The sequence below is a fragment of the Mesorhizobium sp. ES1-3 genome (assembly GCF_020164795.1).
GTDB lineage: Bacteria > Pseudomonadota > Alphaproteobacteria > Rhizobiales > Rhizobiaceae > Mesorhizobium.
In genome coordinates this window covers 72126-95775 of sequence record NZ_JAIUGW010000021.1, presented here as the reverse complement: position 1 = coordinate 95775, position 23650 = coordinate 72126, and the positions used below count along the sequence as shown (strand labels likewise).

Here is a 23650-nt window from a genome sequence, read left to right as displayed (position 1 = left end):
TTAGTCCGTTATTTTTGTTTCTCAATAAAATCAATCGATTATGCGCGATGAGGCGACCTGAAGCAGCCCCGCTCTTCAAACTGGCACGCAGCTTGTAATGCTGCTGGTGTGAAATGAAGGATCAGAACAATGGCGAACAAATCCGTGTTTGCGACGAGTGCAGGAAAGCTGCTCCCGCCGGCTGACGCCAAAAACCGTGAGGGTGCCCGGGCTTACCGCCTATCGCCCGAGCAGTCTCTGGCGCAGCTGGCGGCGACGGGAACGTTCAACGCCACCTTCTACGCCGAGCCGCGTGAGCAGCTGGACGAGGTGCTGAAGCTTGCCTGGCAGGTCGAGCCGGGGTTCCTGGCACGCACCGCCGTCCACGCTTTCGAGCAGGGCTACATGAAGGACATGCCGGCGCTGCTGCTGGCCGTTCTCTCCTCGATGCAGGGCGACGAGTTCGACCGTGCTTTCGGGCGCATCGTCCGGAACGGCAAGATGCTGCGCAACTTCGTGCAGGTCATGCGTTCGGGCGCCACCGGCCGCAAGTCGCTCGGCACGCGGCCGAAGCGCCATGTCCAGGCCTGGCTCGAGCAGGCGGCCGACTTCGAGATCATGCGGGCCGCGGTCGGCAACGATCCGTCGCTGGCCGATGTCGTGAAGATGGTTCACCCGAAGCCGAAATCGGCGTCGCGTGAGGCGCTTTATGGCTATCTCCTGGGCAAGCCGCACGACGTGGCCGTGCTGCCGGACGTGGTGAAGGCATTCGAAGCCTTCAAGCGCGATCCATCGCTGCCTGTGCCTGAGGTGCCGTTCCAGATGCTGACCTCGATGCCGCTGTCGCGTGAACATTGGGTGCAGATCGCGCAAACGGCCGGATGGCAGATGCTGCGGCAGAACCTGAACACCTTTGCCCGCAATGGCGTGTTCGAAGTGGAAGGGTTCGGCGAGAAGCTGGCGGCGCGTCTGCGCGATCCCCAGGAGGTCCGGCGCGCCCGGGTGTTCCCGTATCAGCTGATGGTGGCGTTCACCGTGGCCGATGCGAAAGTGCCTGGCGTGGTTCGGGACGCGCTGCAGGATGCGATGGAAATCGCGCTCGGCAACGTGCCCCGGATCAAGGGCAACGTGGTGGTGTGTCCAGACGTTTCGGGCTCAATGAGCTCGCCCGTCACCGGCTACCGCCAGGGCGCGACGTCGGCCGTGCGTTGCATCGATGTGGCCGCCCTGGTGGCCGCCGCACTGCTGCGACGCAACCCGACGGCCAGGGTGTTGCCGTTCGAGAACGATGTGGTTGATGTCAGCCTCAACGCTCGCGATACGGTGATGACCAACGCCGCCAAGCTTGCCACCGTCGGTGGTGGCGGGACCAACTGTTCGGCTCCGCTGGCGCGGCTGGTGCGCGAGAAGGCCGATGTCGACCTGGTGGTGTTCGTGTCGGACAACCAGTCCTGGGTGGATGCCTCGGCGCATGCGCATCAGGGGACGGCGACGATGCAGGAATGGCAGAAGTTGAAGGGGTTGAACCCGGCAGCCAAGCTGGTCTGCATCGACATCCAGTCCCATGCGACGACGCAGGCCAAGTCGCAGGCCGACATCCTGAATGTCGGTGGCTTCTCCGACCGCGTCTTCGACGTGGTTGGGACGATGTTGTCGTCGAGCGGCGACCCGGACCATTGGGTGCGCACGATCGAGGCGATCGAACTCTGAAAACGGTCCCGGCGGCGCGCCCGCCGGGACTACCGGAACAAAAACAGGGCATGACGAATGCCGATGGAACTACAGGCTGTTCACCTCCAGGTCGCGGGTTCGAATCCCGTCGGGTCCGCCACTATGGACCCGTAGCTCAGCGGATAGAGCGGGACGTTTCATCAAACCTTGTCGTCATGCCCGACGGCATTACGCGGTTTCGGCCGCAACTGAATAGGAAAGGAACTGAACAAACAGCGTGACGAATGCCTGTGGAACTACATCCTAACTTTCGGGTCGCGGGTTCGAGTCCCGCCGGAGCTGCCAATCGGCTCCGTAGCTCAGTCGGCAGAGCAGAAAGGCAGTTTTCGCAGAAATCTTGTCGTCACACCCGAACAAAGCCGCGGCGAATGCCGGATGGAACTACAGCAACATGAACGGGATGCTCCGTGAGGTTCGACTCCTCACCTTGCAGGCGCTCTCTGGCACGAGCGGGACTCCCGGTGTTTCATCATCCCTTGTCGCCGCGGCGACCGAACAAATGGCGAATGCAGGCAGGACTACAGGTAGCGCGCCCGTCGAAGGACGGGAGGTCGGGTGTTCAAATCACTCTCCCGCTCTCTGGAGCGGGGTGGCGCAGTCACCGTCTTGCCGATCCTTGTCGCCAGCCGATTGAACGGGCGAATGCCTACGGGAATACATTGGTATCTGGCGGTTCGAATCCGCCCGTCGATCGGTTGATCGATCGGTTTCTCGCTTCGATTTGTCGCCCGCCGCAGAGAAGAGAATGAATGGCGAATGCAGGCAGGATTACAGGATAGAGCATCCGCGGCGAAAGCGGCGGAAGGTCGGATGTTCAAGCCATCCCTTCCATCCCACTGGGACGGAAAGTAGCTCAGTTTGTCTTGCCGACACTTGTCGCCAGACCGAATAAGGACGAATGCCTGCGAGACTACAGGTAGACGCGGCCCGCTCCAAAGCAAACAAGCAAGCGGGTGCCGAAAGGCGTGAGGGTTCGTGTCCCTCCTTCGCATCTTCGCGAAGTGGCGGAAAAATGTCTCGCACTCCCTTGTCGTCCGTCCGCAATGCGCAGTGCTTGATGTATCGAAAGTGAAGGACATGACCGAGATTTTGAGTGGACAGGATTTGATCGACGCCGGCATGCCGCAGGGCAAATGGTTCGGCAAGGCGCTGGCCGCCGCCAATGCGGTGCTGGAGAAGGGTGGATCGCAGGGCGATGCGCTGGAGGCCGCGCGCGCTTTCGCGCCGCCGCCCGCCATTCCGCTGCATGCGGCTTCCTCCATGCCGCTGCACCTCAACATCGAGGCCGAAACGCCTGACGAAGCCGCCAATGTCGAAGCGGTGATGCGCTCGATGAACGAGCTGATGCGCACGCCGGTGATCCGCGCCGGCGCCATCATGCCGGACGCCTGCCCGGCTGGTCCGGCGGGCACGATTCCGGTCGGCGGCGTCGCTGTGTCCGAAGGCATCCACCCCGGCATGCATTCTGCCGACATCTGCTGCTCGATGGCGATCTCGGTATTTCCCGGCGTGGCGCCCGCCGCGCTGCTCGATGCCGTTCATGGGGTCACCCATTTCGGACCGGGCGGGCGTCCGCGGGGCCAGCAGATCCGGCCGGCCAAGGAGATCTTCGAGCGTTTCGAGGCCAACCCCTTGCTGCGCGACCTGACCAGTGCCGCGATCGAGCATTTCGGCACGCAGGGCGACGGCAACCATTTCGCTTATGTCGGCACGTTGAAGTCGAGTGGCGAGACGGCGCTGGTCACCCATCACGGCTCGCGCTCGCCTGGCGCGCGGCTCTACAGCAAGGGGATGAGGATCGCCGAGGGCGTCCGCAAGACGCTGTCGCCGGAAACCTTGCCGCAGAACGCCTGGATCCCGGCCGACACGCGGGAAGGCGATGAGTATTGGGAGGCCCTGCAAACGATCCGCGAATGGACCAAGGGCAACCATATGCTCATCCACGACCTAGCGGCCGAAAAGCTGTCGGCGAAGGTGTCGGACCGGTTCTGGAACGAGCACAACTTCGCCTTCCGCCGCTCGGATGGGCTATTCTACCACGGCAAGGGCGCCACACCGGCCTTCGACAACTGGGCCGACGACGCCACCGATCTGACGCTGATCCCGCTCAACATGGCGGAACCGGTGCTGATTGTACGTGGCAAGAACGCGGTGCACGGGCTTGGCTTCTCGCCTCACGGCGCCGGGCGCAATTTCTCGCGCACCCAGCACCGGCGCATGCAGGCGGGTCGCAGCGACGCCGATATCTTCGCGCAGGAGACCAAGGGCATCGATGCCCGCTTCTTCTCCGGCGTGACGGATATTTCGGAGTTGCCGAGCGCCTACAAGAACGCGGCCTCGATGCGCCGCCAGATCGAGCATTTCGGTCTGGCGGAGATCGTTGACGAAGTGCTGCCTTATGGCTGCATCATGGCCGGCGACTGGGAGGCGAACGCGCCATGGCGCAAGAAGCGGGAAGCGCGCCAGCAGCAGGGGCGCTAACCCCGACCGGATGCGGGCTGCAACCGCATCCGGTGATCACCGGTCCCGCAACTGCCTCCGCCGCCAGGCGGCTGGGGCCTCGCCGATCCGCTCGCGGAAGAAGCGTGAAAAATAGGCCGGGTCATCGAAGCCGATCTCGTAGGCGATGTCCTCGACCGTGCGCACGGTGAACAGCAGCAGACGCTTGGCTTCCAGCAGTCGGCGATCGCCGACCACCCGCTTGACGCCACTGCCCAACACCGCGTGCGCGGCCTTGTCGAGCAAATGCGGCGTGGTGGCGAGGGCCTCGACGTAGCGGTCGACCGGCCAGTTCTCGCGGAAATGCGCATCGACGAGTCTCCGTAGCCCCCGCGCCAGTGACGTGTCTGAAGAGCCCGGGGCATCTGTCGCCTCAGGAGCGAGCCTCGCAATATGGGAGAGCGCGACGGCGATCAGCGCCGGCAGCACCTTGTCGTTGCCCGCCTCCGCCTCGGCGTACTCGGCGGCGATCATGTCCAGCACCGTCGCCAGTCTTTGCCATGCGGCGTGCTGCGGGAAGGCGTCGGCGAAGACCGGCCGGTCCAGCGGCAGCAGGCTGTGGCCGGCGAGCGTGGCCAACGCATCGTCGGCGACGGATACGACGATGGCGTCGGCGCCGGGTCCGATCGAAAAACCATGCACGACATTGCTCGGCACGAAGCTGACGGCCGGCGCCGAAAAGTTCCAGGAGTGGTCCTCGATGCGATAGGTGCCGGAGCCGCTGGTCCAGTAGGTAATCTGGCCCATTTGCGGGTGCTTGTGCGCGGCAACCTGACCGAGGTGAATGTTACTGCGTGCAAGCACTGTCTCGACATGGAGGAAGCCGACATCGAGCGGCCGCACCGGTTCGCCGTAGACGAAGAAATCGGGAATCGAATTCTGACTCATGGTGCCGGAAAAAGTCCAATCGGTTTTGCCGTTCCGTCCATACCCGATCCACCGCGGAGGCGCTAGGGTTGCGATACCAAGTGGAGGAGCATCGATGCGATCAGAAGATTTTCGCGCGGACAAGGCGCGCCCGTTCACCGGGGCCGAGTATCTGGAGAGCCTGCGCGATGGGCGCGAGGTCCATATCAACGGCGAACGCATCGCCGACGTCACCGCGCACCCCGCCATGCGCAACTCGGCGCGGTCGCTGGCGCGGCTTTATGATGCGCTGCATGACGGCAAGCGTCGTGAGGCGCTGACCTCGCCGACCGACACCGGTTCGGGCGGCTACACCCACAAATACTTCCGCGTCGCCAAATCCTCCGGCGAACTCGCGGCCCAGCAGACGGCGATCGCCGAGTGGTCGCGCATGTCCTATGGCTGGATGGGGCGCACGCCCGACTACAAGGCGGCGCTGATGAACACGCTCGGCGCCAATGCCGACTGGTACGGACCGTTCAAGGAGAATGCGCGGTCCTGGCACAAACGTGCTCAGGAAGCCGTGCTGTTCATGAACCACGCCATCGTCAACCCGCCGATCGACCGCCACAAGCCGGCCGAGCAGGTGAAGGACGTGTTCGTCCATATCACCAGGGAGACGGATGCCGGCATCTTCGTTTCCGGCGCCAAGGTGGTGGCGACGTCCTCGGCGCTGACGCACTACAATTTCCTGGCGCAGGGCTCCGCGACGGTCACCGAGGATCCGTCGCTGTCGGTGATGTTCATCGTACCGATGAACGCGCCGGGGATTAAGATGTTCTGCCGCGTTTCCTATGAGCAGACCGCCAATACCGTGGCGGCTCCGTTCGACTATCCCTTGTCGTCGCGCTTCGACGAGAACGACGCCATCCTGGTGCTCGACAACGTCTTCATCCCCTGGGAGGACGTGCTGGTGCTGCGCGACGCGCAGAAGATCCTGTCCTTCCATCCGGCATCGGGGTTCATGCATGGCTATTGTTTCCAGGGCTGCACGCGCTTCGCCGTCAAGCTCGATTTCCTCGCCGGCCTGCTGGCCAAGGCGCTGCGCGCCACCGGTGGCGACGCCTTTCGCGGCAACCAGGCAGCACTTGGCGAGGTGATCGCGCTCAGGCACATGTTCTGGAGTTTTTCCAACGCCATGGCCCACAACCCGATTCCGTGGGCGAACGGTGCGGTGCTGCCCAATCTCGACGCCGCGCTCGCCTATCGCACCTTCATGTCGGAGGCCTATCCGCGCGTCATCGACACGGTGCGCCGGGTGATCGCGTCGGGGCTGATCTACCTGCCGTCCTCGGTGCGCGACTTCAACAATCCCGAGATCGACAAATATCTGACGCAATATGTGCGCGGCTCCAACGATATGGGCCATGTCGAGCGCATCAAGATCATGAAGTTGCTGTGGGACGCGACCGGCACCGAGTTCGGCGGCCGCCACGCGCTCTATGAACTCAACTATGCCGGCGCGCCGGAAGAGGTGCGGCTGCAGGTGCTGAAGGGCGCCGAGCGCGGCGGGCAGCTGAAGGCGATGGAGGAACTCGTCGATACCTGCATGGCCGACTATGACGAGAACGGCTGGACAGGCGACACCTGGCTGCCGCCGCTTGGCTCGACGGCCGGGTGAAGCCGATGGCCGCGCAGATTTCGAAGGCCGATTTCCGCGACGCCATGGCGAGGGTCTGCGCGCCGGTCAACATCATCACCACCGATGGGCCGGCGGGACGCGGCGGCTTCACCGCCACCGCCATGTGCAGCGTCTCCGACGAGCCGCCGACGCTGCTTGTGTGCATGAACGGACGTTCGACACAGGCGGCGATGTTCCTGGCCAACCGGCGCTTCTGCGTCAACGTGCTGACGCATGACCATATGCACCTGGCCGGAAAGTTTGCCGGCGCGACCAGGGACATGGCGGCCCGTTACGAAGCCGCGCGCTGGCAGACACTGGCCTCGGGCACGCCGGCATTGTCGGACGCCATCGTCAACTTCGATTGCGAGATCGAGACCGTGCACCTCGTCGGCACGCACAATGTCATGGTCGGCCGCGTCATCGACGTCAGGCACGGCAGCGGCGGCTCGGCGCTGCTCTATGTCGACCGCAACTACACACAGCCGACGCGATTGGGGAGTTTCGGGGGGTGAGCAGGAGCGAACGGCCCTGGCCGCGGAGCGGTCAACTCTCGCCGTCGATCAGGCTCTCCAGGAGATCGAGCAGCTGCTCGAGCCGCTCGTGGCCGAACCGCTGCTCGATGTCGTCATAGATGACACGCCTCTCGGGCGAGAGTGCATCGATCAAGGCGGAGCCCGCCGGCGCGATGGTCAGCACGACGCGGCGGCCGTCGCCTTCCGCCTTGTTGCGGGTGATGAATTTCCGCCCTTCGAGCGCCTTGATGATGCGGGTCAGGCTGGGCGGCAGCACGGAGGCGCGGTCGGCAAGCTCGGTCGCCTCGACCGGCCCGGCCTCGCTCAGCACGCGCAGCACGCGCCATTGCTGCTCGGTCACGTCATGCGCGGCAAGCATCGGGCGAAACCGCGCCATCACCGCTTCGCGGGCGTGAAGCAATGCCATCGGCAAGGAGCGACGAGTGTTTTCCGGCAGCAAGAAGCAGCGCCCCCAATAATGCGGTGGTCAGCGGATTTCGGCCCACATGGACCAACGTCGAAACCCGACCTTTCCATCCCGTATCGTCGCCTCCAGCCCGATGCAAGACTTGACTTTGGGGGTACGTCATGTAATTAACGCGTTAACTACAGCAATGCGACAAACCAGGGAACGAAACGCGGTGCCGCACTTCTCCATCGAGTATTCGGCCAATCTCGATGCCAAGGTCGATATGGATGAATTGTGCGCGCTGGTGTTGCGCACGGTGCTCGACACCGGTCTGTTCGAGACCGGCGCCGTGCGGGTGCGGGCCTTTCGCGCTGACGCCTACGCCATTGCCGATCGCCTGCCGGAAAACGCCTTTCTCGATATGTCGTTTCGCATCGGGACCGGCCGTAGCGCGCAGGACAATAAACGGACCGGCGAGGCCGTGTTCGCGGCGATTGATCAGTATCTCGGCAGCTTGTTCGAGACTCCGCATTTCGCCTTGTCGCTGGAGATCAGGGAAATCGACCCCGTGCTGAGCTGGAAGAAGAATGCAATCCACCCGCGGCTGCGCGACAAGTGACGGAAGACCGACATGTCCGATCTCGAAGGCAATCTGAAAAAGGCGCACGCCTACCTCGCCCGCTTCAAGACCGACGGCGTGCTGAACCAGATCGGCGGCGAGGCGGTGCCGGCCGCCGACGGCTCGACCTTCGAGACGCTGTCGCCGGTCGATCTGCAGCCACTGGCCAAGGTCGCGCGCGGCGGCGCCGCCGACATCGACCGTGCGGCCAAAGCGGCGAAGGGGACTTTCCCGGCCTGGGCCGCCTTGCCGGGCGAGGCGCGCAAGAAGCTGTTGCACAGAATCGCCGATGCGATCGAGGCGCGCGCCGAGGAGATCGCCTTCGTCGAGTGCATGGACACCGGCCAGGCGCTGAAGTTCATGGCCAAGGCCGCGTTGCGGGGCGCCGAAAACTTCCGCTTCTTTGCCGACCGCGCGCCGCAAGCGCGCGACGGCGAGACGCTGCGAACCCCGGGCCAGGTCAACATGACGACGCGGGTGCCGATCGGGCCGGTCGGCATCATCACGCCGTGGAACACGCCGTTCATGCTGTCGACCTGGAAGATCGCGCCGGCGCTGGCCGCCGGCTGCACCGTCGTTCATAAGCCGGCTGAGTTCTCGCCGCTCAGCGCGCGGCTGCTGGTCGAGATCGCCGAGGGGGCCGGCCTGCCGAAGGGTGTATGGAATCTGGTCAACGGGCTTGGCGAACATGCCGGCAAGGCGCTGACCGAGCACCCCGATATCAAGGCGATCGGCTTCGTCGGCGAAAGCCGCACCGGCTCGATGATCATGCGCCAAGGCGCCGATACGCTGAAGCGCGTGCATTTCGAGCTCGGCGGCAAAAACCCGGTGATCGTCTTCGCCGACGCCGATCTCGAACGCGCGGCGGATGCGGCGGTGTTCATGATCTATTCGCTCAACGGCGAGCGCTGCACCTCATCGTCGCGGCTGCTGGTGGAAGCCCCGGTCTATGACCGGTTCACCGATCTGGTGGCGGAGAAGGCAAAGCGCATCAGGATAGGCCATCCGCTCGATCCGAAAACCGTGGTCGGGCCGCTGATCCATCCGGTGCACGAGGAAAAGGTGCTGTCTTATATCGAGATCGGCAAATCGGAAGGTGCCGTGGTCGCCGCCGGCGGCGGCAAGTTCGCCGGCCCCGGCGGCGGCTGCTATGTCAGCCCGACACTGTTCACCGGCGCCACCAACAGGATGCGCATCGCCCAGGAAGAAATCTTCGGACCGGTGCTGACCGCCATCGCTTTCAAGGACGAGGCGGAGGCGCTGGCGCTGGCCAACGACACGCAATATGGCCTGACCGGCTATCTCTGGACATCGGACGTCACCCGCGCCTTCCGCTTCACCGAAGCGCTGGACGCCGGCATGATCTGGGTCAATTCGGAGAATGTACGCCATCTGCCGACGCCGTTCGGCGGCGTCAAGAATTCCGGCATCGGCCGCGACGGCGGCGACCATTCCTTCGATTTCTACATGGAGACCAAGAACATCGCCTTCGCCACGTCAGCGCACGCGATCCAGAAACTCGGCGGCTGACCGGAGGAAACCAGATGCCCTTGCCCAAGCCCAACCTCTATCCCGCCTTCAACATCGTGCGGCTGAGCCATGTCGAACTGGCCGTCACCGATCTCGCCAAATCCCGAGCTTTCTATGTCGATACGCTCGGCCTGCAGGTCACCGACGAGGTAGCAGGCGCCATCTACCTCAGGGCCATGGAGGAGCGTGGTCACCACTGCATCGTGCTGAAGACGGCGACAACGGCGGAAGCACGCGATCTCGGTTTCAAGGTGTATTCCGAAGAAGACCTCGACAAGGCCGAGCATTTCTTCAGGGGCAAGGGCCTGCCGGTCGAATGGGTCGAGCGTCCCTACCAGTCGCGCACCTTCCGCACGCGTGACCCGCACGGCATTCCGCTCGAATTCTACGCGACGATGGAGCGCCTGCCGCCGATCCACCAGAAATACGCGCTCTACAAGGGCGTCAAGCCGCTGCGCATCGACCATTTCAACTGCTTCTCGCCTGATGTCGACGAGTCCGTCGGCTTCTACAACGAGCTCGGTTTTCGCGTCACCGAATACACCGAGGACGCCAGCAGCGGGAAGCTGTGGGCGGCCTGGACGCACCGCAAGGGCGGCGTCCATGACATCGCCTTCACCAATGGCGTCGGCCCGCGCCTGCACCATGTCGCCTTCTGGGTGCCGACGCCGCTCAACATCATCGACCTGCTCGACCTGATGGCGACGACCGGGTATCTGCCGAACATCGAGCGCGGCCCCGGCCGGCACGGCATTTCCAACGCGTTCTTCCTTTATGTGCGCGATCCCGACAACCACCGCATCGAGATCTATTGCTCGGACTACCAGACGGTCGATCCCGACCTCGAGCCGATCAAATGGGATCTGAAGGACCCGCAGCGCCAGACGCTGTGGGGCGCGCCGGCGCCGAAAAGCTGGTTCGAGGAGGGCAGCGTTTTCGCGGGTGCAGAGGTGCGGCAGCCGGGCTTGGCGGCGTCGCCGATCATCGCGCCGTAAGGGATTTTGATTTTATGTCAGCGTTCTGTGTCGCCCCCCTCTGTCCTGCCGGACATCTCCCCCTCAAGGGGGGAGATCGGACTTCATTTCCGCTTTCTCCAATCGTCGACGCCGCAAGGAAAGCGCTAACGCCGGAGCCAGCCAATCTCCCCCCAAGAGGGGGAGATGTCCGGCAGGACAGAGGGGGGCGCCGTAGAACTCCGGCCTGGCCAGCATCGAACAACACAGATGGCGGGGTGGCAGCATGAATGCCCGGCTCGCCACCTTCACCATCGACGGCAAGACACGCTACGGCGCAATCACCGAGAAAGGCGTCGTCGACCTCTCCGCCCGCCACGGCCAGTGGCCGACATTGCGCGAAGTGATCGAGGCCGGCGCCTTGCGGCGGCTGGCTGAAGAGGCAGACACCCTCGCCGCCGATTTTCCGCTCGACGCTATCACTTACGACATCTCCATCCCCTCGCCGGAAAAGATCATCTGCGTCGGCGTCAATTTCCCCGACCGTAATGAGGAGTACAAGGACGGCCAGGCAGCCCCTTCGAACCCCTCGCTGTTCATTCGGTTCCCCCGCTCCTTCGTCGGCCATGGCGCGCCGCTGGTACGGCCGCCGGAGTCGCCACAGCTGGATTATGAGGGCGAGATCGTCATCGTCATCGGCAAACCCGGCCGGCGCATCGCCGAGGCAGACGCGCTCGGCCATATCGCGGCATTGTCGCTGTGTAACGAAGGCACCATCCGCGACTGGGTGCGGCATGCAAAATTCAACGTCACGCAAGGCAAGAACTTCGACCGCACCGGTTCGATCGGCCCGTGGCTGGTGCCGTTCACGGACGAGGCGCAGATCGCCGACATCGCGCTCACCACGCGCGTCAACGGCGAAGTGCGCCAGCAGGACCGCACCAGCCGGATGATCTTTTCCTTCCGCAAGATCATCAACTACATCTCGACCTTCACCACGCTGGTGCCCGGCGATATCATCGTCACGGGAACCCCGACCGGCGCCGGCGCCCGCTTCGAGCCGCCGGTCTGGCTGAAGCCGGGCGATGTGATCGAGGTGGAGGCCGACGGCATCGGCGTGCTCAGAAACGGCGTCGTCGACGAGGCGGAAGCATGACCCCGAGCCAAGTGGAAGACGCGGCCGACCGGCTGTTCGAGGCCGAGCGCTCACGCCGCCAGATCCGGCTGCTCAGCCTCGATTTTCCCGAGGCGACGATGGAGGATGCCTATCGCGTGCAGGCCGCGCTGGTGACGCGCAAGATCGATGCCGGGCTGAAGCCGAGAGGCTGGAAGATCGGCCTGACGTCCAAGGCGATGCAATATGCACTGGCCATCGACACACCGGATTCGGGCGTGCTCTTCGACGACATGTTCTTCAATGACGGCGCGACCATTCCCGCCGGCCGTTTCATCCAGCCGCGCGTCGAGGCCGAGATCGCCTTCGTCATGAAGGCGCCGCTGAAGGGCCCCGGCGTGACCATCTTCGACGTGCTCAACGCCACCGACTACATCACGCCGGCGCTTGAAATCCTCGACACGCGCATCGAGCGGGTCAATGCGGAGACCAAGAAGGCGCGCACCTTCTTCGATACGATTTCAGACAATGCCGCCAATGCCGGCATCGTCATCGGCGGCCGGCCGCAACGGCCCGATGAAGCCGACATGCGCTGGATCGGCGCCATCGTCTCGCGCAATGCCGAGGTCGAGGAGACCGGGCTTGGCGCCGGCGTGCTCAACCATCCGGCGATGGGCATCGCCTGGCTGGCCGACCGGCTCGCCCGCTACGGCATGTCGATCGCGGCTGGCGAGGTGGTGTTGTCGGGGTCCTTCGTGCGGCCCGTCGAGGCGCGGCCCGGCGACACGATCGCCGCCGATTTCGGCGGTTCGGGAACCGTCAGCATCCACTTCGCCAGGGGCTGACGGTTCTTTGCTCCAACGCAATTCCGGACGGAAAACCGCTTCACACTTTTCCTGGAATTGCGGTTCTCACTCCAACGCAATTCCGGACGGAAAACCGCTTCACGCTTTTCCTGGAATTGCTCTACTCGCCGCGTAAATAGGCAATGACCACATCGGCCGCGATATCGGACATGCGCAGGCCGACCTCCCTCGTAATGTCGCCTTCGACACGGCTTTGCACCCAGCCCAGAAACGCGAAGGCCCGCAGCGCGGCGAACAGCGGCAGCGCGGCGATGTCGCGCGGGGTCAACTCGCGCTGCCGCCGGTAGCCTTCCAGCAGCGATGCCTCGATCAGCGGATAGAGCGGCTCGTCGCGGTTCTGATAGAGCGCGACGGCAAGGTCGTACATGTGCCAGCCAAGGCCACAATCGTCGAAGTCGATGATGCGCACCGCATCGTCATGGATGAGCACGTTCTCGCGCACCAGATCGGCATGGATGATGCCGAAATTGCGGGCGCTGCGTTCATGCTCCGACAGCGCCTTCACGGCCTTTTCCCGGGCCTGGAAAACCAGCTCGCGGCGCGCGCCGTCGAGGAAGGGCGAGGTCTCGAAGCGTCCCCAATTTGGGGCCGCGCCGAAGAAGCCGTCGAAATCCCAGGCATGGCGGGCGAAGCCGGCAGGCGGCGCCCAGGCGGCGGTGACGGTATGCATGTGGGCGACGCTTCGACCGATCGCCATGAAGACCTGCTTCAATTGTTCCGGCGCATAGCCCAGCGGCACGCCGCGCGCGCCGACGGCGCGGCCCTCGAGCCAGCTCAGACAATCGACCTGGCGCGGTTGCGCCAGGGCGGCGGTGCTCACGAGCACGAACGGATCGCCGGCCTGCGTTGCGATCGGAGACGGCGTGGCGACGCCGGCGGCTTGCAGAAAGCTCATCCATTGCAATTCCCCGCGCAGCGCGGCATCCGTGTGATAGCCAAGCCGGTGCACGCGCATCACGGCCGGCCGACCGCCGGGCAGGTGAACCCGGAAGACCGCATTCTCCCGGTATTTCAAGAGCTCCGGTTGCCCGTGGCGAACGCCCCAGTGTTCGAGCGCGCGACTGGCAAGGTCGGTCACGTCAGCTGCCGTTTCCGGCTCGGCATGCGTCGAGACAGCGTTCACGCCGGCACTCCGCCGACTTCGCCGAGCACCTCGTCGAGCGTTCCGATCAGCAGATCGGCATTGTCGCGGGAGAAGGGCATTGGCGGGCGGATCTTCAGCACATTGCCATGAATGCCGGTCTTGCCCATCAGCACGCCACGGTCGCGCATGGCGTTGATGACGCGGCTGGCGATATCGGACGCGGGCTCGCGGGTCTGGCGGTCGTGGACAAGCTCGGCGCCGAAGAACAAGCCGGCTCCCCTGACTTCGCCGATGCAATCATGCCGATCGGCCAGCGGCCGCAGCAGCTCGAGCGCGTAGGCGCCGACATCGCGCGCATTGGCGACGAGGTTTTCGTCTTCCAGGACATCGAGGACCGCATTGGCCACCGAGCAGGAGACCGGATTGCCGCCAAAGGTGTTGAAGTAACGGAAGGCGTTGCGGAAGGTAGCCAGGATATCTTTCGTTGTGACCACGGCGGCGACCGGATGGCCGTTGCCCATCGGCTTGCCCATGGTGACGATGTCGGGCACGAAACCGGCGCGCTGGTGGCCCCAGAAATGGCTGCCGGTGCGGCCGAAACCGGGCTGAACTTCGTCTGCGATCACCAGACCGCCCGCCTCGCGCACAGCCGATACGGCGTCGTCGAAAAAGCCGCTGGGAAGTGACGGAAAACCTTCATTGGCGAGCAACGGGCACAGGATCATGCCGGAAAGGCCTATGCCTTCCCTGGCCAGCGAGGCGATGGCTTCGCGCACGGCGTCGCCGAAAGCCTTGCCATTTGCCATCGCATCGGGATGGCGAAAACTGTCGGGCGCCGGCACCAGCCTGACATGGTGGGCGCGGCCACCGACCGGCGGCATGCGGGTCGAGAGCTGCGAAACCGCTGTGGTGTTGCCGTGATAGGTGGCGTCGGTGGCGATGATGCCCATCTGGCCGGAGACCGCCTGCGCCATGCGCAGCGCGATGTCGTTGGCCTCGCTGCCGGTGCAGGTGAGGATAGCGGTCGACAGGCCGGCATCGAAGGTCGCGGTCAGCCGCTCGACATAGTCGAGGATGGCGGTGTGGAGATAGCGCGTGTGGGTGTTGAGCAGGCTTGCCTGCCGGCACAGCGCCTCGACCACATGCGGGTGGCAATGGCCGACATGCGCGACATTGTTGTAGGCGTCGAGATATTTTCGGCCATCGGCATCATGGAGCCAGACGCCTTCGCCGCGCACCAGGTGCACGGGCTCGTCATAGAACAGTTGCGATTTCGCGCCGAGCAGGCGGGAACGCCGGCTAACCAGCGCCTCGTCGGCCATTTTTTGCTGAGCCATCACCAAAACTCCGTTGTGTCCGTCAGACCTTCGACAGGCCCGAATCGATCGCCTCGCCGATCCTGGTAACGTCCGCGGCGCCGATGATCAGCGGCGGCGACAGGATGATGGTGTTGCCGGAGACGCGCAGCATGACGCCGGCTTCATAGGCAGCCTCGGAAACGACGGCCATGGTCTTCTTGTCGGCGGCCTTTTTCGTCGCGCGATCGGAGACCAGTTCCACCGCCGCCATCAGGCCCTTGTACCTGACGTCGCCGACGATCGCGTGCTTCGCCTTCAGGCCTTCCAGCACCGCCGCGAGTTCGACGCCGCGCGCGGCTGCGTTCTCGTTCAGGCGCAGCCGTTTGGTCTCGGCAAGCGCCGCCAGCCCGGCCGCGCAGCCGACCGGGTGGCCGGAATAGGTATAACCATGGCCGATCGCGCCGAAACTGGTCTTGTCGGCCTCGAAGGCGTCGGCAACCCTGGCGCCGATCAGGGTCGCGCCGAGCGGGAAATAGCCCGAGGTGATCGCCTTGGCGATGGTCATGAAATCCGGTTTTACACCGGACAGCCGCGAGCCCGACCAGGCGCCGGCGCGGCCGAAGCCGGTGACCACTTCGTCGGCGATCAGCAGGATCTCGTGGCGGTCGCAGATTTCGCGCACCAGCGGCATGAAGCTCTCATGCGGAACGATGACGCCGCCCGCACCCAGCACCGGCTCCATGATGAAAGCGGCGATGGTGTCGCCGCCCTGGAAGGCGATCTCGTCCTCCAGCGCCTTGGCGCACAGTTTCGCCAGCCGCGCCGGATCGGTTTCGTCGAACGGGTTGCGGAAGGTCCATGGGGCGGGAATATGGAAGACGCCGGGCAGCAGCGGTTCGTAGTTGCGGCGGAAATTGGCGTTGCCGTTGACCGAGGCGCCGCCGAAATGCGTGCCGTGATAGCCCTTCTTCAAGGCGAGGAATTTGGTGCGGTCGCCCTGGCCGCGGATCTTCCAATATTGCCGGGCCAGCCGCAATGCCGTTTCGACCGAATCGGAGCCGCCGGAGGTGAAGAAGGTCCGCACCATGCCCTCCGACTCGAACCACTCGGAGAGCTCATGGGCGAGCTCGATCGACGGCCCGGTCGAGGTGCCGCGAAAGCCCGAGTAGTAAGGCAGCGCGCGGAGCTGGTCGGCGATCGCTCTCTTGATCGGATCGCAGCTGTAGCCGAGGTTGACGTTCCACAACCCGCCGACGGCGTCGAGCACGGTGTTGCCGGCAATGTCGGTGACCATCACGCCCTCGCCCTTCATGATCACCTTTGGCGGGTTGGCCCGCATCTCGGCCGGATGCGCCATCGGGTGCCAGATCGGCTTGGCATTCTTCTCGGTGAGGAAATTGATGTCGCGCATCGCAAGGCTCCGCAAATGTCTCAGGCAACTGGAACGAGGTCGAAATGGCCGAGTGCCTCGGCATAGGAATAGGCCGGCCGGGCAACGTCGAAATGAACCGTGCGCATGCCGGCGGCACGGCCGCCATCGACATTGCGCTGCTGATCGTCGACGAAAACGCAAGCGCCGGGAGGCAGGCCAAGCGCTTCGGTGACGAAGGCGTAGGCACGCGGATCGGGTTTGAGGATGCCGGTATAGGTGGCGTCGACGATAACGTCGAACAGGCCAAGCAGCGGCAGACGCTGGCGGAAGCCGGCGCCGTAGAACAGGTCGAGTTCGTTGGACAGGATCGCCAGGCGAAAGCCCGCGGCATGGACGGCGCGGATGGCGCGCTCGGCTTCGGGTCGCACCACTTTTTCAGGCTCGGCGCCACGTGCGCGCTGAACGAAGGCTTCCATCGCCTGCCAGTCCTCGCCGACGAGGCGGCCGACCTCCCCGGTGCGCGTTCGCCAATAGTCGCGTTCGCTGATCTCGTCGGCCTGCATGGCGCGCCACAGTGGGTCTGAGTCCGGGTCGAACGGCCCGCGCCATTGCAGCGTTCCCGGCGCAAGGCCGAGCGCCTGTTCGGTCAAGGCATGCGTCTCGAACAGCGTGCGGGTGACGACGCCGCCGAAATCAAGGACCAGCGCCTGGGCGGGAACGGCACTCACGCGGCGACCTCCTTGACAGGCGCGCCGCGCGGGACAATGCCTTCCTCGACCCAGCGGTCGAAGATTTCGAGCGCCTTGGCGACGAAGCCGTCGCTGTTGATGTGGGCGTCGATCTCGTGGAACTCCACTTGCGCGGGAATGGCCTTGCGCATTTCATCGACGAAGGCGGCAAGCGCTTCGGGCTCATGGAGTGGCCCGCCCTCGGCGTCCCATTCCTGGATGCCACGGGAAGGCAGGATGAGGGCGGAACGGCCCTTTGCCATGCCGAGCTTGGCGGCGATGGTCCGGGCGACCTCGCGGCGGTCATCCGCATCGACGGTAACCGAAGCAATCAGCCTGTTGTGAGCGTGAAACGGGCGTTCGGAAAATTTAGCCGGCAAAGCCTGCCAGGTCGGCAGGTCAACCATGTCGATCGCGCCTGGCGCCGCGATCTGCGGGACGCCACGGGCGCCGGCATTCTCCAGCCGGTCGATGCCGGAACTGACGACGGAGCCGGCCAGATGGTTGGTGATCTCCTGCAGGCTGAAGTCGAAGACGGCGCAGAAATGATCCTGGCCGGCGATCGATTCGAAAGCGCGGCCGCCCATGCCAGTGGTGTGGAAGACCGCGACATCATAGCCGCGCTGTTCCAGCGCCGGCTTCAGCGTCTTCATATAGCGAAGGCAGGAGCTGCCGAGCGAGGTCATGCCGATGGTCGGGCCGGTCGGCGCAGCCGAGGCCCGTGAGGCGAGTGCCAATTTCGCCGCGCCGACGACTGCGCCACAGGCCTGCGACAGGACCAGCTCGCAGATCGAGTTGAGGCCATAGAGCCCACCCGCCCACAGGATCATCATCAGGTCGGGCGCGACGCGCTCCGGCGGGATGAGGTGCGAATAGGCAATGGTGGAGACGACGAATTTCGGCACGCCGAGCGGCAGGCTGAGCGCGACATCCAGCGCCAGATCGGTTCCCATCGAGCCGCCGATGGCGATGAAGGCGTCGATCTCGCCGGCTTGGTGCAGCTTGCGCACCAGCTGCACGGCGCCGCCGGCCATTAGCGTCATGGCGGTGTTCTCGTCACCGCTCGCGACGATCTCGCCGATCGTGACATCCACGGCGCGGGCGACCGCGTGCTTGTCATGATCGGGGCTATAGGGCGGGTCGCCCAGCACACTGACGTCCATCATCACGGCGCTGCCGCCCGATGCCTCGATGCATGCTTTCATGAACAGCAATTCGTCGGCCTTGGTGTCGCCGGTGCCTATGACCAGGATGCGGGGCGTCTGTTCGGACATCAGGCCTGCCTCCTCAGCGCTTGCAGATTATCGCCGTTGAGCCGCATCGAAATCTCCCGCGCCACGGCCACGGCCGCAAGTCCTCTTTCCACGATGTCAGCCGCTGTCGTCCTGGCTTTCGGCGCCGCCACCGCGATCGTGCCGAGCGCGAACCCGTCCGCCGCCAGGATTGCCGCCGCGACGCTGATGACGCCTTCTTCCAGGCCCTGGTCGCAGATCGAATAGCCGCGCTCGCGTGCCTCGCCCATGGAGCGGGAGATAGCGGCCGGCTCGGTCAGCGTGTGCGCCGTGAAGGCGTCCAGGGGGCCAGCCAGGCATCCTTTGACGGCGTCGTCCCTGGCGAAGGCCAGATAGACGATGCCCGAGGCGGTCGAATGCAGGGGCAGAAGCTGGCCGATATCGACATTGACCCGGTTTGCCCGTGCCGGATGCTCGACATGGACGGTGACCAGCCTGTCGACGCCGAATTCCGACAGATGCACGGTCTCGGCCGTGGCACTTGCCAGATCCCGCACCAGCGGCACCGCGGTCCGCAGGAAGGGAAAGCGGGCCTCGCGGATGCGCGCCAGCCGCGACAGGCCGGCGCCGAGCCGATAGTGCCGTGTGGCCGCATCCTGCTCGACGAGACCATGGCCGGTCAGCGCCACCAGCAGGCGCCGTGTCGTCGCCTTGTCGAAACCCGACCGGCGCGCCAGGTCCGAGAGCCCGAGCTCGGGCTCGGCCACGGTGAACAACTCCAGAAGCGAAATCGCCTTGCCGACCGTACTCAATGCATCCTCCCTGAGCGGGCAATCAATTAACGTGTGAATTAACTTGACAGGAAGCCGCTTTGTTTGCAAGTCTATATTCAAAATAATGGTTCAAATAATGAACCACATCCAGAGCGTATGGGACAGGCCGATCGGCCGGCAAGCCAAACGGCTTGCAAACAGGAGGGACCAATGTCAGCAATTTCGGAAACGGCGCCGGCCAACAGGCTGCGCAAGAACAGTCTGGGTGTCGGCGCCATCACCTTCATGGTGATCTCGGCGGCGGCGCCGCTCACCGCGGTCGCCGGCGGCACGCCGCTCGGCATGCTGATGGGCAATGGCGCCGGCTTTGCCGGCACCTATCTGATCGTGACGGTGCTGCTGCTCCTGTTCGCGGTCGGCTATGTCGCCATGTCGCGCCATGTCGGCAATGCCGGCGCCTTCTATGCCTACGCGGCGCGCGGCCTCGGCGGTCTGGCCGGCGGCGCCACGGCGCTGATTGCCATCCTGTCCTACAATGCCATGCAGATCGGCGTCATGGGCCTGCTCGGCGCTGCCACCTCCGGGCTGTTCGCCGGCTGGGGTATCAACCTGCCCTGGTGGGTGTGGAGCTTCATCGCCATCGCCATCGTCGCCGTGCTCGGTTATCGCCAGGTCGATCTGTCGGCCAAGATCCTGACGGTGCTGGTGCTGTGCGAATACGCCGTGGTGCTGATCCTTGATCTCACCATCCTCAAGACCGGCGGCGACAGCGGCCTTTCGGCGGCTCCGTTCAGCTGGAGCCAGATCACATCAGGCGCGCCGGCCATAGCCATCCTGTTCTGTTTCGCCGCCTTCATCGGCTTCGAGGCGACGACGATCTACGCCGAGGAAGCCCGCGACCCCAAGGTCACCATTCCGCGCGCCACCTATTTCTCGGTCGTCCTGATCGGCGTCTTCTACACGGTCACGGCCTGGCTGATGGCGGTCGGTGCCGGCGTCGACAAATTGCTGCCGGCGCTGCAGGGCCTGCAGGATCCGACGACTTTCCTGTTCGGCCTGTCCGACCGCTACTCCGGAACGCTGCTGACCCACGCGATGAGCATCCTGTTCGTGTCGAGCCTGTTCGCCGGCGTGCTGGCATTCCACAATGCCGTTGCCCGCTACATCTACGTTTCCGGGCGCGAGAAGCTGCTGCCGCGGTCGATCGGCGTGACGCATTCGGCACATCAGAGTCCGCATGTCGCTTCGGTCATCCAGAGCGTGCTCGCCGCTGTCGTCGTCGGGCTGTTCGCCGTGCTCGGCCTCGATCCCGTGCTGGCGCTCTTCTCGTGGCTGACCAATGTCGCGACGCTCGGCGTCATCGTGATGATGGCGGTCGCCTCGCTCGCCGTGGTGATGTACTTCCGCGCCAACCCGTCGGCCAAGGAGAATGCCGTAAAGACCACGCTCCTGCCCGGGCTGACCTTTATCGCCTTCGCCGTCATCATCTACCTGATCGTCATCAATTTCGGCAGCCTGTCGGGAGCCGGTGGCTTCCTCGGCGTGTTCCTGCCGGGGCTGGTGCTGATCGCGGCGGTGATCGGACTGCTGCTGGCGGGTGCGTTGAAGAGCCGGGACCCGGTCGCCTTCGAAAGCCTCGGTTTGCCGCTGAAGGATTGAACGAGCGGTGTCAAAGCATCCAGGGGCGGCGCGAGATGCCGCCCCTCCGACCTCAAAAGGAGTGGCGGGTTTGAGCTTTGCCGAAAACATCACCGTCGAGGCGTTGGAAGCGGACCCCTACCCGATCTATGCCGAAATGAGGCGCAGCGCGCCGGTCGCCTTCGTGCCGTCGGTCAATCTCTGGTTCGTCACCCGTTGGAAGGATGTCGAGCTGGTGGCGAAGTCGCCCGACATCTTCTCGGCAATCATCACCAATGGCGTATCGCCCGTCGAGCGCTCCTTCGGCAAGCCGACCATCCTGACCAGCGATGGCGCGGTGCATAGGGACCTTCGCCAGGGCGTCGATCCGAAATACCGGCCGCGCACTGTCACCTCCTATGCCGGCGATCTCGTGTGCTCGATCGTCGAGCCCTATCTCGACGCGATCGCCGAGCGCGGTTCGGCCGAACTGATGGCCGATTATTTCGAGCCGGTGTCGACGCTCAGCCTGGCGCGCTCGCTCGGTCTGACAGACATCGACATGCCGACCCTGCGCCGCTGGTTCTATGGGCTCGCCCAGGGCGCCATCAATTTCGAGAACGACCCGAAGCGACAGCAAATCGCCGACGCGATCGGCGCCGAGGTCGGCGATGCCGTGATGCCGACGCTGGAAAGGCTCGTCCGCGAGCCCGACGATTCCGCGCTGTCGCACATGCTGCATGACGGCATGCCCGAGGGCAAAACCCGGTCCTTCGACCTCCTGATGCCTACCATAAAGGTGATCCTGCTTGGCGGCATGCAGGAGCCGGGCCACGGCGCCGGCTCGATCCTTGTCGGCCTGCTCCGGAATCCCGATCAGTTGCGGCAGGTGCTCGACGATCCCGAAACTTTCGTGCCCAAAGCCGTCGACGAAGGCCTGCGCTGGGTGGCGCCGATCGGTACGCAGACGCGCGAAACGACCCGGGCGGTCGAGATCGGCGGAGCGACGATTCCCGCCGGCGCGCCGGTCGCCGCACTTGTCTCCTCGGCCAGCCGCGACGAGAGCCGCTTTGCCGACCCCGACCGCTTCGACATAAACCGCGACGAGGGCAATCACGCTGCCTTCGGCTTCGGCCATCATTTCTGTTCCGGCCGGTTTTTCGCGCGCGAGCAAATGTGTCTCGCGGTAAGGCTGCTGCTTCAGCGTTTCCCCGATCTCAGGCTGGTGCCCGGCAAGGAGCCGGTGTTCCGCGGCTGGGAGTTCCGGGCGCCAACCACATTGTATGTCAGTTTCGGAGCCGGTTCCCCATGATCAGTCAAAATGCCATCGACACACTGCGCAGGACCGAGATCGGTGCGCGCGGCCTGTTCATCGATGGAGCCCAAGCGGAGGCGGCAAGCGGCGCGACACTGCCTGTCATCTCGCCGATCGATGGCCGCGCCTTCGCCAGCATCGCCGACGGCAATGCAGCCGACATCGACCGCGCCGTGCGCTCGGCGCGCAAGGCGTTCGAGAAGGGTTCATGGTCGCGCGCCGCCCCGGTCTTCCGCAAGAAGGTACTGACCAGGTTCGCCGAGCTGATTGAAAAACATGTCGACGAACTGGCCGTGCTCGGCGTTCGCGACAACGGCACCGAGATCGGCATGGCCTACAAGGCCGAACCGCTATCGGCCGCCGGCACCATCCGCTACTACGCCGAAGCGATCGACAAGGTCTATGGCGAGATCGCGCCGACGGCCGACAACGTGCTCGGGCTGGTCCACAAGGAGCCGCTCGGCGTCGTCGGCGTCATCGTTCCGTGGAATTTTCCGCTGATGATCGGCGCCTGGAAGATCGCGCCGGCGCTGGCCGCCGGCAATTGCGTGGTGGTCAAGCCTCCGGAGATCGCCTCGCTGACGTTGCTGCGGCTGGCGGAACTGGCTGCCGAAGCCGGGCTGCCGGCGGGCGTGCTCAATGTCGTCACCGGCCGGGGGGCGGTCGCTGGAGAGGCGCTTGGCCTGCACAAGGATGTCGACGCGATCGCCTTCACAGGCTCGGGGCCGGTCGGCCGGCGGCTGCTTGAATATTCCGCCCGCTCCAATATGAAACGCGTCTTCCTCGAACTCGGCGGCAAGTCGCCCAACATCGTCTTTGCCGATGCTCCTGACCTGAAGCAAGCCGCTGTCGTGTCCGCCAACGGCATTTTCCGCAATTCCGGCCAGGTCTGCGTCGCCGGCTCGCGCCTGCTTGTCCAGGCCTCGGTCTATGACCGCTTCATGGACGAGCTGCTTTCGGCGACCACGAGGCTGAAGGTCGGCGACCCGCTCGATCTCGGAAGCGATGTCGGTGCGGTGTCGAGCGCGGAACAGCTGGACAAGAATCTCGGTTTCGTCGCCAAGGCCACGGAAGAAGGCGCAAGGCTGGTCACCGGCGGCGAACGGATCCTGGCCGAGACCGGCGGCAGCTACATGGCGCCGACGATCTTCGAGAACGTGACACAGGAGATGCAGCTTGCCCGCGAGGAGGTATTCGGGCCAGTACTCGGCGTCATGCGCTTCGAGACCGAGGAAGAGGCGGTGCGCCTCGCCAACTCGACCGTCTACGGGCTGGCGTCGGCAGTGTGGAGCGCCAATCTCTCAACCGCGCACCGCATGGTGCGCGCCATCAATGCCGGCGTCGTCCACGTCAACACCTATGGCGGCGCCGACATCACCGTGCCGCTGGGCGGCGTCAAGCAGTCAGGCTTCGGCCGCGACAAGTCCCTGCACGCGCTGGAGAAATATCTCGAGCTGAAGACAGCCTGGATCGCGCTTTAAGAGCCCGC

20 protein-coding genes are annotated in these 23650 nt (G+C 64.7%); 12 read left to right on the top strand and 8 right to left on the bottom strand.

Annotation, left to right across the window (positions count from 1 at the left end; translation table 11 throughout):
* Nucleotides 1-129: 129 nt before the first annotated feature.
* A complete protein-coding gene (locus tag LB536_RS23865) occupies nucleotides 130-1689 on the top strand; it encodes a vWA domain-containing protein (RefSeq protein WP_224596915.1) in 1560 nt (519 codons plus the stop codon).
* 1098 nt (nucleotides 1690-2787) lie between these two features.
* Nucleotides 2788-4191 (top strand): RtcB family protein, encoded by a 1404-nt coding sequence (locus LB536_RS23860; RefSeq protein ID WP_224596913.1) that lies wholly within the window; start codon nucleotides 2788-2790, stop codon nucleotides 4189-4191.
* Nucleotides 4192-4227: 36 nt separating this feature from the next.
* Here the strand turns inward: LB536_RS23860 and LB536_RS23855 are convergent, their stop codons facing one another.
* Entirely contained in the window at nucleotides 4228-5097 is an 870-nt protein-coding gene (locus LB536_RS23855) for a helix-turn-helix domain-containing protein (RefSeq protein ID WP_224596911.1), read from the bottom strand.
* Nucleotides 5098-5191: 94 nt separating this feature from the next.
* Here LB536_RS23855 and LB536_RS23850 point away from each other — a divergent pair, with 94 nt between their 5' ends.
* Both LB536_RS23850 and LB536_RS23845 read left to right on the top strand, forming a co-directional pair.
* On the top strand, nucleotides 5192-6736 hold the full coding sequence (locus LB536_RS23850; protein WP_224596907.1) for a 4-hydroxyphenylacetate 3-hydroxylase N-terminal domain-containing protein: 1545 nt from the start codon (nucleotides 5192-5194) through the stop codon (nucleotides 6734-6736).
* A gap of 5 nt (nucleotides 6737-6741) precedes the next feature.
* A complete protein-coding gene (locus tag LB536_RS23845) occupies nucleotides 6742-7251 on the top strand; it encodes a flavin reductase (RefSeq protein ID WP_140765563.1) in 510 nt (169 codons plus the stop codon).
* Nucleotides 7252-7282: 31 nt separating this feature from the next.
* Here LB536_RS23845 and hpaR read toward each other — a convergent pair whose 3' ends face one another.
* Entirely contained in the window at nucleotides 7283-7678 is a 396-nt protein-coding gene (hpaR, locus tag LB536_RS23840) for a homoprotocatechuate degradation operon regulator HpaR (protein ID WP_224596905.1), read from the bottom strand.
* A 214-nt stretch (nucleotides 7679-7892) separates the two neighbouring features.
* Here hpaR and LB536_RS23835 point away from each other — a divergent pair, with 214 nt between their 5' ends.
* From LB536_RS23835 to hpaH, 5 genes are all read left to right on the top strand, one after another.
* Entirely contained in the window at nucleotides 7893-8279 is a 387-nt protein-coding gene (locus LB536_RS23835; protein WP_224596932.1) for a 5-carboxymethyl-2-hydroxymuconate Delta-isomerase, read from the top strand.
* A 12-nt stretch (nucleotides 8280-8291) separates the two neighbouring features.
* Nucleotides 8292-9809, top strand: a complete 1518-nt coding sequence (gene hpaE / locus LB536_RS23830) for a 5-carboxymethyl-2-hydroxymuconate semialdehyde dehydrogenase (protein WP_224596903.1) — start codon at nucleotides 8292-8294, stop codon at nucleotides 9807-9809.
* A 14-nt stretch (nucleotides 9810-9823) separates the two neighbouring features.
* Complete coding sequence (hpaD, locus tag LB536_RS23825; protein ID WP_140813389.1) at nucleotides 9824-10804, top strand: 3,4-dihydroxyphenylacetate 2,3-dioxygenase; 981 nt, start codon at nucleotides 9824-9826, stop codon at nucleotides 10802-10804.
* A 244-nt stretch (nucleotides 10805-11048) separates the two neighbouring features.
* A complete protein-coding gene (locus LB536_RS23820; protein WP_224596899.1) occupies nucleotides 11049-11918 on the top strand; it encodes a fumarylacetoacetate hydrolase family protein in 870 nt (289 codons plus the stop codon).
* Complete coding sequence (gene hpaH / locus LB536_RS23815; protein WP_224596895.1) at nucleotides 11915-12721, top strand: 2-oxo-hept-4-ene-1,7-dioate hydratase; 807 nt, start codon at nucleotides 11915-11917, stop codon at nucleotides 12719-12721. The genes LB536_RS23820 and hpaH overlap by 4 nt, the downstream gene beginning before the upstream one ends.
* Before the next feature lie 121 nt (nucleotides 12722-12842).
* Here the strand turns inward: hpaH and LB536_RS23810 are convergent, their stop codons facing one another.
* The 6 genes from LB536_RS23810 to LB536_RS23785 are packed head-to-tail and all read right to left on the bottom strand — an operon-like array spanning nucleotide 12843 to nucleotide 19268.
* Nucleotides 12843-13865, bottom strand: a complete 1023-nt coding sequence (locus LB536_RS23810) for a phosphotransferase enzyme family protein (RefSeq protein WP_224596892.1) — start codon at nucleotides 13863-13865, stop codon at nucleotides 12843-12845.
* Nucleotides 13862-15163, bottom strand: coding sequence for an aminotransferase class III-fold pyridoxal phosphate-dependent enzyme (locus LB536_RS23805; protein WP_411966578.1), 1302 nt, complete (start codon nucleotides 15161-15163; stop codon nucleotides 13862-13864). The genes LB536_RS23810 and LB536_RS23805 overlap by 4 nt, the downstream gene beginning before the upstream one ends.
* A gap of 22 nt (nucleotides 15164-15185) precedes the next feature.
* A complete protein-coding gene (locus LB536_RS23800; protein ID WP_224596889.1) occupies nucleotides 15186-16535 on the bottom strand; it encodes an aminotransferase class III-fold pyridoxal phosphate-dependent enzyme in 1350 nt (449 codons plus the stop codon).
* 20 nt (nucleotides 16536-16555) lie between these two features.
* Entirely contained in the window at nucleotides 16556-17224 is a 669-nt protein-coding gene (locus LB536_RS23795) for an HAD family hydrolase (RefSeq protein WP_224596887.1), read from the bottom strand.
* Complete coding sequence (locus tag LB536_RS23790) at nucleotides 17221-18498, bottom strand: Tm-1-like ATP-binding domain-containing protein (RefSeq protein ID WP_224596884.1); 1278 nt, start codon at nucleotides 18496-18498, stop codon at nucleotides 17221-17223. The genes LB536_RS23795 and LB536_RS23790 overlap by 4 nt, the downstream gene beginning before the upstream one ends.
* Complete coding sequence (locus tag LB536_RS23785) at nucleotides 18498-19268, bottom strand: IclR family transcriptional regulator (protein WP_140760413.1); 771 nt, start codon at nucleotides 19266-19268, stop codon at nucleotides 18498-18500. Before LB536_RS23785 ends, LB536_RS23790 begins: the two co-directional genes overlap by 1 nt.
* A gap of 171 nt (nucleotides 19269-19439) precedes the next feature.
* Here LB536_RS23785 and LB536_RS23780 point away from each other — a divergent pair, with 171 nt between their 5' ends.
* The 3 genes from LB536_RS23780 to LB536_RS23770 all read left to right on the top strand — a co-directional run bounded on the left by LB536_RS23780 (nucleotide 19440) and on the right by LB536_RS23770 (nucleotide 23642).
* Nucleotides 19440-20888 carry an APC family permease gene (locus tag LB536_RS23780; RefSeq protein ID WP_224596883.1) on the top strand — a complete coding sequence of 483 codons (1449 nt, stop codon included), beginning with the start codon at nucleotides 19440-19442 and terminating at the stop codon, nucleotides 20886-20888.
* Nucleotides 20889-20958: 70 nt separating this feature from the next.
* Nucleotides 20959-22158: a cytochrome P450 gene (locus LB536_RS23775; RefSeq protein WP_224596880.1), complete on the top strand. Its 1200-nt coding sequence runs from the start codon at nucleotides 20959-20961 to the stop codon at nucleotides 22156-22158.
* A complete protein-coding gene (locus LB536_RS23770) occupies nucleotides 22155-23642 on the top strand; it encodes an aldehyde dehydrogenase (RefSeq protein ID WP_224596878.1) in 1488 nt (495 codons plus the stop codon). Before LB536_RS23775 ends, LB536_RS23770 begins: the two co-directional genes overlap by 4 nt.
* Nucleotides 23643-23650 lie beyond the last annotated feature (8 nt).

What these genes read in the sequence shown, in the direction of transcription:
- LB536_RS23845 (WP_140765563.1), top strand. Translation starts at nt 6,742, where the DNA reads ATGGCCGCGCAGATTTCGAAGGCCGATTTCCGCGACGCCATGGCGAGG.
- hpaE (WP_224596903.1), top strand. Translation starts at nt 8,292, where the DNA reads ATGTCCGATCTCGAAGGCAATCTGAAAAAGGCGCACGCCTACCTCGCC.
- hpaH (WP_224596895.1), top strand. Translation starts at nt 11,915, where the DNA reads ATGACCCCGAGCCAAGTGGAAGACGCGGCCGACCGGCTGTTCGAGGCC.
- LB536_RS23780 (WP_224596883.1), top strand. Translation starts at nt 19,440, where the DNA reads ATGTCAGCAATTTCGGAAACGGCGCCGGCCAACAGGCTGCGCAAGAAC.
- hpaD (WP_140813389.1), top strand. Translation starts at nt 9,824, where the DNA reads ATGCCCTTGCCCAAGCCCAACCTCTATCCCGCCTTCAACATCGTGCGG.
- LB536_RS23805 (WP_411966578.1), bottom strand. Translation starts at nt 15,163, where the DNA reads ATGGCTCAGCAAAAAATGGCCGACGAGGCGCTGGTTAGCCGGCGTTCC.
- LB536_RS23790 (WP_224596884.1), bottom strand. Translation starts at nt 18,498, where the DNA reads ATGTCCGAACAGACGCCCCGCATCCTGGTCATAGGCACCGGCGACACC.
- LB536_RS23865 (WP_224596915.1), top strand. Translation starts at nt 130, where the DNA reads ATGGCGAACAAATCCGTGTTTGCGACGAGTGCAGGAAAGCTGCTCCCG.
- LB536_RS23855 (WP_224596911.1), bottom strand. Translation starts at nt 5,097, where the DNA reads ATGAGTCAGAATTCGATTCCCGATTTCTTCGTCTACGGCGAACCGGTG.
- LB536_RS23850 (WP_224596907.1), top strand. Translation starts at nt 5,192, where the DNA reads ATGCGATCAGAAGATTTTCGCGCGGACAAGGCGCGCCCGTTCACCGGG.
- LB536_RS23820 (WP_224596899.1), top strand. Translation starts at nt 11,049, where the DNA reads ATGAATGCCCGGCTCGCCACCTTCACCATCGACGGCAAGACACGCTAC.
- hpaR (WP_224596905.1), bottom strand. Translation starts at nt 7,678, where the DNA reads ATGGCATTGCTTCACGCCCGCGAAGCGGTGATGGCGCGGTTTCGCCCG.
- LB536_RS23860 (WP_224596913.1), top strand. Translation starts at nt 2,788, where the DNA reads ATGACCGAGATTTTGAGTGGACAGGATTTGATCGACGCCGGCATGCCG.
- LB536_RS23770 (WP_224596878.1), top strand. Translation starts at nt 22,155, where the DNA reads ATGATCAGTCAAAATGCCATCGACACACTGCGCAGGACCGAGATCGGT.
- LB536_RS23800 (WP_224596889.1), bottom strand. Translation starts at nt 16,535, where the DNA reads ATGCGCGACATCAATTTCCTCACCGAGAAGAATGCCAAGCCGATCTGG.